The organism is Desulfovibrio sp. An276, from assembly GCF_002159665.1.
Lineage (GTDB): Bacteria > Desulfobacterota > Desulfovibrionia > Desulfovibrionales > Desulfovibrionaceae > Desulfovibrio > Desulfovibrio faecigallinarum.
This window is the reverse complement of record NZ_NFJC01000021.1, coordinates 45,213-53,018: the sequence shown is the minus strand read 5'-3', so window position 1 is coordinate 53,018 and position 7,806 is coordinate 45,213. Positions and strand designations below refer to the sequence as shown.

Here is a 7,806-nt window from a genome sequence, read left to right as displayed (position 1 = left end):
GTGCCTCAGAGCCAAGAAAGCCTTGTTTAGTTGAACCGCCGTGATACGTGACCCGTACGTCCGGTGGTGTGGGAGGTTGGGGCGAGCGATCGCCCCCGCCTACCCGATTGTGCTCGAAGGAAAGGCTACCTGTAGCCCAGCAGGGGCTGGTCGTATTCAAGCAGGGCCTCGTTGATTTGCACAACATCGTAGATGCCTCTCTCGATGAAAAAACGCACTATGATGTCGAAGTCCCTGCTGTTGGAAAGCGTATAGCCAGCCGCCTTCAGAAGCTCGGCTGTCTCCTCCAGATCCAGCTCAAGGGCAACGCAAAAGGCCAGCACAGTTTCCCTGGAGGGCTTGTACTCTGGATTGGAGCGGATCTTGGAGAAGAGCTTTCTGTCTACGAGGGCCCTTTTGTAGCACTCCGTCTGGCTCATCCCCTTCTCGTCTATGGTGCGCAAAAGAAGCTGCGAAAAGGACAGATCCTTTTGTTTGAGAAACTTGGCCAAAAGGCAGCGCGTTACCGAGGCTGTGGCTGCAGCCCCGCCAAGGCACTCCCCATAGACTATTCCAGCACCAACTCCTGCCCCGAACTTGTGGACTTCAGCAATGTAGCCTTGCAGATCCCTGAAAAGTTCCGGGTATTTCCTGGAAAACGCGTGCTTGTCCGTTTCCATGCCAAAACTCCTTTTCAGACCGGCACAAAAGCTCTTTCCTATTTTCCTCCGACAAGCTGGGCAAGGAGGCGTAACAGCTGCCCAAAGTCCAGGGGCTTAGAGACATGGCCGTTCATGCCGGCCTCGGTCGAGGCAAGGATATCTTCTGCAAAGGCGTTGGCAGTCACAGCCACAATGGGAACAGAGGCGTCCTCGCGCTTCAGTTCGCGTATGGCTCTGGCAGCTTCGCAGCCGTCCATGACAGGCATTCTCATATCCATCAGGATGATGGCGTAGTGGAAGGGGTTGCTCTGGGCAAAGAGATCCACTGCCTCTTTGCCGTTCCAGGCCTGGGTCACATGCATGTCCTGCATGGTCAAAACCTCGGTCACAAGCTCCATGTTTATGGCATTGTCCTCGGCAACCAGCACATGCAGGCCAGAAAGCACAGAAAGGTCGAAACCATCCTTCTTCTGGCTCTCTACGGAGCAAGACTCTTCAACCGCCTGTCCCGCATCGTCCTCCTGGACCAGGGCAAAGGGCAAAACCACGGTAAAGGTCGTGCCCGCACCCTCCTCGCTCTGCACGCTGATCTCGCCGTTCATCTGCTCCACAAGATGTCTTGTGATGGGCATGCCAAGGCCTGTGCCGACTGTCTTTCTGGCAGCAAAGCTGGTGTCGCGGCTGTAGGGAGTAAAGACCAGGGGCAGAAAGTCCTTGGACATGCCTGCCCCGTTGTCGCTGACAGCAATGCGGTACTTTGCCACACCCTCCTGAGGAAGACGCTCCACCTCGACCCTGATGGTTCCACCCTCGTCCGTAAACTTGAAGGCATTGGAAATCAGGTTGTTCATGACCTGGGCTATGCGCAGAGGATCCCCCAAGACTGTCTCCCTACTCTTCTCCATCTTGAAAAGAAAGGTCTTTTTTTCCGAAGTTGCCTGGAGAAAATAGGGTGCAAGGGCATCATTGAGGCACTGCCAGAGATTCAGGGGTTCGTTGTTCAGGGAAAACTTGCCCTGTTCCATGCGCGAAATCTCAAGGATGTCATCGATGAGATTCTTCATCTGCCGCCCGGAAAAACGGATTTGTTCAATGCAGTGGCGCAGTTTGTCCATGCTCTCGTCGGAGTTCTTCCCGTCGGCACTCCTGTCGTTGCGACTTTCTTCCCACTGTCCCAGCCTTTTCAGGGCAAGCTCGCTCATGCCTATGATGGCATTGAGCGGAGTCCGCATCTCGTGGGAGACATTGCTGAAGAAGTTCTGCTTGGACTTTTCGCTCTGCCGGGACATCTCCAGGCTGTCCTGCAAAAGCTTCCTCTCCCGCTGCTCCTTCTGCTTCTCGTCCTCTATGTCACGGAAGCACAGAACAACCTCTCCTGGAGCCAGAGAGTCGTCAAAGAGCAGGTATACGCTGGTCCAGCGGTAGACACCATCGCACATGCGCTGGAAGTCCCCCACAAAGTTGCGAACCTTCTGTTCCACCAGCTTGCGCATATTGGCAACCGAAAAGTTTTCCAGGAAAAGTTCCACGCCCTTGGGCTCGAAGTAGCCAACCACCACGTTGCGCAGATCGTCGTAGCTGCCGTTTTTCTCCAGTCTGGCCCGGGCGTAGGGCGTGCCCTTGATCATTTCGTAGGTATTTTTTTCGTAGTTGATGCGGTAAATGGCGGCGTAGTGATTGCCGAGCACGCCAATGGTAGCAATGGAGCGCTCCATGAGCCCCCTGGCACGCAATTCTCGCCAGGAAAAAAAGATAATGGCACTCATGAACAACAGTATGGCTATGCCCAGTATGCCATAGAGCAGATTGACATCCCTGACAATGTTTGACTGGGGCACTGTCATGATGCTGTACCAGCCGTTGTCGAGCCTTGTGTAGTAGACTGCCCTGCGCCTTCCGTCAAAATCGATCAGAAACGAATCATACGGATCGAATTTTCCTGCCTTGATTCCCTTTATGATCCAGCGCACATAATTCTTGAGAGCTTCTTCGTTCAGAGTAAGCGACGTACAGGCGTATAAGAGCCCCCCACTGCTGTCACTGAAGAAGAAGGATTCCCCGCTGCGCAGCATGGTCCTGTCGAAATAGAGGTCATAGATATCCGTGTACACGTCAAAGGCAATGACGTGATTGGAGTGACTGAACTTTTTGGCAATGGTAATGACTGGCCTGGAAGTTGCCTGCTCCCTGTAGACATCCGTGTAGCAAATCTCTCCACCCCGTGCGATTGTGTCCGCGTACCAGGCCTTTTTGGACATATCCTGACTGGTCATGGGATACTGCTCGCCAGATGACACGATGACACGGCCATCCTCTCCCACTATGTAGGGGGTCATGCTGCTGTCCAGCACTTTGCGTGCCTGGTCCATGAAGGGTCTCGCGATTTTTTCCACATGCTCCCGGCCCATGCCGACTTCTCCCTCCAGCAGGGCAACCCCGAATTTGAGCTGGCTTTCCATGATCATGAAGTTCCGGTGCACCTCTGCCGCAAAGTTGCTCGTGCTGACCATACCCACCTTCTGGGCGTTTTGCAGCGTGTTCTCCCGCAACACATGAACGGCAAGCACGCAGAAGATGGTGATGAGCAGAAAAACTGCAAATCTGAGGAAAATTTTGAGGGTACTGTTCTTCACGGGAACCTCGCAGAACAAAATCGGGTTATCGGGACCGTAGACTAGCCAATGGGGCCCAAAAGAGAGGGCAGGGCAAGCCGTGTTTCGGTATAGACAGCGCTTGCCTCGCCCAAAAGCTCCCTGGCTGCGGCAACATCCCCTCCACGCAAAAGGGTGAGCTCAGTCTCGAACAAAGTCTGCAGCCTTTTCATGGAGAGGTTGCCACACATGCCCTTGAGCGCGTGGGCAGCCGCTATGGCCTTTTCCGTATCGTTGACTGCCAGGGCATCGGTCAGGCTATCGTAATTCCTATCATCCACAAATTTGAGCAGCAGACGGCAGGCGAGCTTCTCGTTGCCCATGCAGCGTTCGAGAAGCTCTTCAGCGTCAATGCCGATCTCATGCAGGCGCAAAAGCGTTGTCTGGTCCATCTTGCCTCCATTGTGCTTTTAAAAGAGAGAAAAACAGTGCTGCTATCATAGAAAAAAAGCATTGCCCGGACAACGTGGGCCAGGAGAGGCTTCCCTTTTGCAGGGCAAAAAAAAAGAGAGGGATCCCGAAGGACCCCTCCCGAAAAATATGCCTTTGGGAAAGACTACTCGGCAGCTTCTGCCGGAGCTTCCTCCGCGACGAGCTCGATGCGCTCGAAGGACTTCACGGTAATGGTGTCGCCCACTGCCTTGCCGGTCTCCCTGACGAAATCGGAGATGCTCTTCTTGTCGTCACGAATGTAGGGCTGGTCGAGGAGGCAGACTTCCTTGCAGAACTTCACCACTGCGCCTTCGGCGATCTTCTCGATGATCTGCTCGGGCTTGCCGTCGTTGCGGGCCTTCTCGCGGTACACGTTGCGCTCGCGCTCGATGACTTCGGGAGCGAGGCTTGCGCGATCGAGGGCCATGGGACGCAGGGCAGCGACCTGCATGGCGATTTCGCGGGCAAGGTTCTGCACCTGCTCGTTGGCAGCGGTCTCGGGCTTGCCAACCTCAAGCACAACCATGACGCCCAGCTTGCCGCTGGCGGTGTGCAGGTACTGACCCACAACCTCATTGGCAGCGCGGTCGTACACGTAGAATTTGCCAAGGCGCATGTTCTCGCCAATCTTGGCAATGAGGTTGTTCACATCCTCGCCAACCAGGCCCTGCAGGGCTTCGGCGTCGGCGGGCTTGTTCTCGAGAACTGCGTTCACGACACGGGCAGCGAGATCCTTGAAGTCGTCACCGCGGGACACGAAGTCGGTCTCGCACTGCAGGGAAGCCATGGCAACCCTGGTGGCGTCGGCATTCTCGGCAAAGACCACCAGACCTTCGCTGGTGGCGCGGCCGGCCTTCTTGGCGGCCTTGGCCATGCCCTTCTCGCGCAGGTAGTCGACGGCCTTTTCCATATCGCCGCCCACTTCCACGAGGGCCTTCTTGCAATCCATCATGCCAGCGCCAGTTCTTTCACGCAGGTCTTTCACCATTGCAGCAGTAATGGCCATTGAGATCTCCTTGAATTTTCAAACAAAGGCAGCATCGTCCTTGGAAGACAATACTGCCTTTATGTGTCGGTTGTATGACTGTCGTCTAATCAGAAACTACTGGGCAGCTTCTTCTGCGCCCTTCTCCATGGCCTCTTCCTCGCTGCCCTTGTCGGCAGCTGCGGCCTCGCCCTCGAGGCAGGCTTCTGCAAAGGCACCCACGAAGAGCTTGATGGCGCGGATGGCGTCGTCGTTGCCGGGGATGATGTAGTCGATGAGGTCGGGATCGCAGTTGGTGTCGGTCACGGCCACAATCGGGATGCCCAGCTTGCGGCATTCCTTGACGGCAATGTCTTCTCTGTTGGGGTCGATGATGAAGGCCAGCTGGGGCAGGTGATCCATGTTCTTGATGCCGCCGAGAGCCTGTTCGAGCTTCTGCATTTCGCGCTCGTGGAGAAGGATTTCCTTCTTTTGGTAACGGTTGATGGAACCGTCGGCGAACATGGTCTCGAGCTTCTTCAGACGATCAATGCTCTTCTGAATAGTCACGAAGTTGGTCAGGGTGCCGCCCATCCAGCGGTTGCTGACGTAGAACTGGTTGGCACGGGTGGCTTCGGTAGCAATGGCTTCCTGGGCCTGACGCTTGGTGCCGATGAACAGGACCTTGCCGCCCTTGGCAACTGTGTCCACGACCTTGTCGTAGGCAACGCGGAACAGCTTCACGGTCTGCTGCAGGTCGATGATATGGATGCCGTTGCGGTCACCAAAGATGTAGGGACGCATCTTGGGGTTCCAGCGACGGGTCTGGTGGCCGAAGTGGACGCCGGTTTCCAGCATCTGCTTCATGGTAACGTATGCCATGATAAAACCTCCTGGGTTCATCTTCCATCGAGGCCCTAGCCCTTCTACCCTGGCTTTTGCCGGGCACCCCAGGCTGCTGCCCCGATGTGCTTACTTGATGTGGAGGGCCTGCATATCTTATTGTCGCGCGCAAGGCAAGCAAAAAGTTGCCCTTGTCCCCTTCATTCCTTGTCCGCACCTTTTTTTGCATGGTCACGGACCCGAAACACAACCCACAAAGGATTTCTCATGAAGCAGTGCATGGATGCGCCCAATCTCCACAGGCGCCTCAAAAAGATTCTGGGCCAGATAGAGGCCATAGACCGCATGGTCGACAAGGACGTGCCCTGTGAAGACGTCCTCGCCCAGATCAATGCTGCCAAATCCGCCCTGCACAGGGTGGGCCAGGTAGTGCTGGAAGGGCACATCCGTCACTGCGTGCGCGACGGCATTGAGCACGGGGACGCGGAGCAGACCATAGCCAGTTTCACCAAGGCAGTGGAGCGCTTTGCCAACATGAAGGGCTAGGACTTGACGGTCTGGGACCTGTGTCACAGGCTGTACTCGTAGGCTTCCTTCATGATCGCCATTTCCGCAGGCCTCGCGTTCACCCTCACTGCCTCCTGTCTCCAGAAGGAAACAGCCCTGCGTATCTCGGCAAGGCGCTCCTTTGCCTCGCTTGCTCGCAATCGGAAAAACTCTGCAATTTCCAGAGCAGTGTTCACATCGAGGACACTTTCCTCATCGATCATGCAGGTGTGCAGCATGGCCGCCTTTTCCCCGGGATATGAGTTTTCGAGGTCGTAGACAGGAGACAAGCGCCAGCCCTGTGCCTCGCGCAAAAAGCCGTGATTCCTGAGATGGTCGTCCACGTTGTAGACACAGATATTGAAAACCATCCGCGACCAGAGTTCACGCAAATCGTTGAATGGGGATGCGCCTTCCTCTTGTATTGCTGCAGCTATCTCCGCATAGCTTGAGTGCTCTCCATCTTTTGCCTGCAGGAGGCTCATGGCGGAGAGAAAGGGGATGCGTCCAAGATTCTGCCTGTCGCCTCCCTGTTCACAAACTCTGTCAAAGCGCTGTACGAGCAGGATACTTTTGTTAGCAATGCGTTGCAGCTGTACATCGGGAGTATTTAGACCTGCTCTGCGCGCAAGCTGAAAGGTTACGTATTCCCAGAGAGGAATGTCCCGTTCATCATCGGGCTTGGGAAACTTGGCGAGGAAAAGTTCCCCATTGACACCAAGGACAGACGCCTTTGGCCTGGCACCGCCGAGGGAAGCTCCTGGAGCAACCAAGAGCTGCAAATCAGCATCGCTGTCTGTCTGTTGGCTCACATGTTGCGCGGCACGAAGAAGTTTTGGCAAAGATACAAGGGGAGGGACTGATTCCGGGCCGGATTCCGCCAAAAAACTCTTTCCTTCATCTGCAGAAATACGTAAGGCGCCCTGCCGTGTACAGTCCTGAACGCGCAACAAATAATCTGATATAAGCAAAGCGTGTGGCTTGCGAGCTTCCCTGCGTGCATGCTGCCTTTCCTGGCGCTGGAGCAGAACCCTGCCCCAGCGATCGGGTGAGCAATCCTGAAAACATAAGAAGAGCTCTTTGCACGTCTTGGGATACTGATTGAGTGGAAGGTCTGGACTCAAGGCAAAAGCACCTGGCGTCCCGAGCCAATAAGCATCATCGGTGAAGGCCGAGGAGATATGTCCTCTTGTGTTACGTAGCCACAGAGTTCCGACCAATTCCAGCTTTCTGCGCTGGAGATAGATGCTATACCGTTCGCTCATGCAAAAGGCTCCTTTCTGGAAAGACGAGCCCGTTTGGGAAGGCGCCCTTCGTCAAGCAGAAGTCCGAAATTGTCGTTTTTCTGATCCAGGATGTCCGAAAAGGGTGTCCCCATGCCGAGTGCAGCGATAACTGCAGCCACATGGCCAATACTCACCCCTGTTTCGCCCTTTTCAAGGCTGCTCAGTGTCTTTACGGATATTCCGGCACGCTCGGCTACCAGGGACATGGGTAGTCTGCGACGAAGACGTGCGGATCTGATGTCTCTGCCAAGCTTTCGGATGGAGCGGATAACGACCAAATTGGGCATAATTTAACCGGAAATATTTTATCTGTTAATTAAATTTATCTGGAAATATACTTCCTTTTATTGGGCAACAAAAACAGGATAGCTAAAGTCATGAGTCCTGACAAGACAGCGCAAAGATTAGCCCTTGTCTTTTATCTAACTCATGGAACAGGACAA

Annotated in this window: 8 protein-coding genes and 1 pseudogene; 1 reads left to right on the top strand and 8 read right to left on the bottom strand. The window is 54.8% G+C overall.

From position 1 onward, the window contains the following. Positions 1–125: 125 nt before the first annotated feature. From B5F76_RS09550 to rpsB, 5 genes are all read right to left on the bottom strand, one after another. Positions 126–659: a helix-turn-helix domain-containing protein gene (locus B5F76_RS09550; RefSeq protein ID WP_087353736.1), complete on the bottom strand. Its 534-nt coding sequence runs from the start codon at positions 657–659 to the stop codon at positions 126–128. Between the two features lie 38 nt (positions 660–697). After that, positions 698–3,274: an ATP-binding protein gene (locus B5F76_RS09545; protein ID WP_087353733.1), complete on the bottom strand. Its 2,577-nt coding sequence runs from the start codon at positions 3,272–3,274 to the stop codon at positions 698–700. A 41-nt stretch (positions 3,275–3,315) separates the two neighbouring features. Further along, positions 3,316–3,684 carry an Hpt domain-containing protein gene (locus B5F76_RS09540; protein ID WP_087353730.1) on the bottom strand — a complete coding sequence of 123 codons (369 nt, stop codon included), beginning with the start codon at positions 3,682–3,684 and terminating at the stop codon, positions 3,316–3,318. Positions 3,685–3,848: 164 nt separating this feature from the next. Beyond that, positions 3,849–4,730: a translation elongation factor Ts gene (gene tsf, locus B5F76_RS09535; RefSeq protein WP_087353728.1), complete on the bottom strand. Its 882-nt coding sequence runs from the start codon at positions 4,728–4,730 to the stop codon at positions 3,849–3,851. A 96-nt stretch (positions 4,731–4,826) separates the two neighbouring features. Then, positions 4,827–5,570 carry a 30S ribosomal protein S2 gene (gene rpsB / locus B5F76_RS09530; protein WP_087353725.1) on the bottom strand — a complete coding sequence of 248 codons (744 nt, stop codon included), beginning with the start codon at positions 5,568–5,570 and terminating at the stop codon, positions 4,827–4,829. Between the two features lie 228 nt (positions 5,571–5,798). On the opposite strand from rpsB, the gene B5F76_RS09525 reads away from it, so the two are divergent. Then, the gene (locus B5F76_RS09525) at positions 5,799–6,077 is read left to right on the top strand and encodes a metal-sensing transcriptional repressor (protein ID WP_087353723.1); all 279 of its coding nucleotides are present in this window, start codon (positions 5,799–5,801) and stop codon (positions 6,075–6,077) included. A gap of 23 nt (positions 6,078–6,100) precedes the next feature. On the opposite strand, the gene B5F76_RS15360 is transcribed toward B5F76_RS09525, so the two are convergent. The 3 genes and pseudogenes from B5F76_RS15360 to B5F76_RS09515 form a co-directional block, all read right to left on the bottom strand. Then, positions 6,101–6,889 (bottom strand): type II toxin-antitoxin system HipA family toxin, encoded by a 789-nt coding sequence (locus B5F76_RS15360; protein WP_239407013.1) that lies wholly within the window; start codon positions 6,887–6,889, stop codon positions 6,101–6,103. A gap of 198 nt (positions 6,890–7,087) precedes the next feature. Further along, positions 7,088–7,342, bottom strand: a pseudogene (locus B5F76_RS15590) (HipA N-terminal domain-containing protein); the annotation flags it as partial. Further along, positions 7,339–7,650: a helix-turn-helix domain-containing protein gene (locus B5F76_RS09515; RefSeq protein WP_087353716.1), complete on the bottom strand. Its 312-nt coding sequence runs from the start codon at positions 7,648–7,650 to the stop codon at positions 7,339–7,341. The pseudogene B5F76_RS15590 and the gene B5F76_RS09515, both read right to left, overlap by 4 nt. Positions 7,651–7,806 lie beyond the last annotated feature (156 nt).